This is a genomic window from Aeromonas sp. S2(2024) (assembly GCF_041402505.1).
Lineage (GTDB): Bacteria > Pseudomonadota > Gammaproteobacteria > Enterobacterales > Aeromonadaceae > Aeromonas > Aeromonas media.
This window is the reverse complement of record NZ_JBGLRL010000054.1, coordinates 1-1,031: the sequence shown is the minus strand read 5'-3', so window position 1 is coordinate 1,031 and position 1,031 is coordinate 1. Positions and strand designations below refer to the sequence as shown.

Annotated in this window: 1 protein-coding gene; it reads left to right on the top strand. The window is 52.7% G+C overall.

Annotation, left to right across the window (positions count from 1 at the left end):
* Nucleotides 1–75: 75 nt before the first annotated feature.
* Nucleotides 76–1,026 (top strand): IS1595-like element ISKpn3 family transposase, encoded by a 951-nt coding sequence (locus ACB039_RS20885; RefSeq protein WP_371166373.1) that lies wholly within the window; start codon nucleotides 76–78, stop codon nucleotides 1,024–1,026.
* Nucleotides 1,027–1,031: the final 5 nt, after the last annotated feature.

Here is a 1,031-nt window from a genome sequence, read left to right as displayed (position 1 = left end):
CCTGATTACCCATGATTAGCAGTCAGTTACCACGAACTATACTGATCTTACGTACAGTTATCGAGGTGCGAGATCATGGCCAAAAGCAAAATCCAATTCCAGAAAGGCTACAGCCTGTTTGAGTTTCTCAAGGACTATGGCACTGAGGCTCAGTGCGAAAACGCGCTGTTCACTTGGCGTTTTCCTAACGGCTTTGTCTGCCCTGAATGTGCCAACAAGACCTGTTGTCGCCTGAGAAGGCGGCCACGTGTGTGGCAATGCAATCACTGCCGTCACCAGATGTCATTGACTGGAAACACGATTTTCGCAAACACCAAGCTCCCACTGACCAAGTGGTTTCTGGCAATGCACCTGTTGTCACAAACCAAAACAGGCTTGTCAGCGATGGAGCTAAAGCGCCAGTTGGGCGTCAAATATGACACCGCCTGGATGCTCAAGCACAAGCTGCTGCAAGCCATGAAAGAGTCCGATGACAAGCAGCCCATCAGCGGCATCATTCAGCTCGATGATGTCTACTGGGGTGGCGAGCGCCGTGGTGGCAAACGGGGTCGGGGCGCGGCAGGCAAGACGCCGTTTGTGGCAGCAGTGGCCCTGAACAAGGAAGGACATCCAATCAAGATGCGGATGACGGTGGTCGATGGTTTCAAAACCAAGTCCGTTGCTGATTGGACAAAACGGCATATTGCCAGTGGTAGCGCGGTGATATCCGATGGATTGGCCTGTTTCAAAGCGGTCAAGGAGGCCAATTGTGAGCACCTGGGTGTTGTCACCGGGGGCAACCTGGACTGGCTGGATCATCCGGCATTCAACTGGGTAAACACGATGATAGGAAATGTGAAAAACTCGCTGCGGGGCAGTTGCCATACGCTCGGAGCGAAGCATTTACCAAGGCATCTTGCGGAATACTGCTTCCGGTTTAATCATCGTTTTGACCTCAAGAGCATGTTGGTTGAATTGGGGCATGCAGTCGTGGCAAGCCCTCCGATGCCATATCGGCTCTTGAAGCTGGCTGAGGGTCATGGGTAATCAGG

Excerpts from the sequence above, each read along its gene's own strand:
- ACB039_RS20885 (WP_371166373.1), top strand. The coding sequence starts at position 76 with ATGGCCAAAAGCAAAATCCAATTCCAGAAAGGCTACAGCCTGTTTGAG.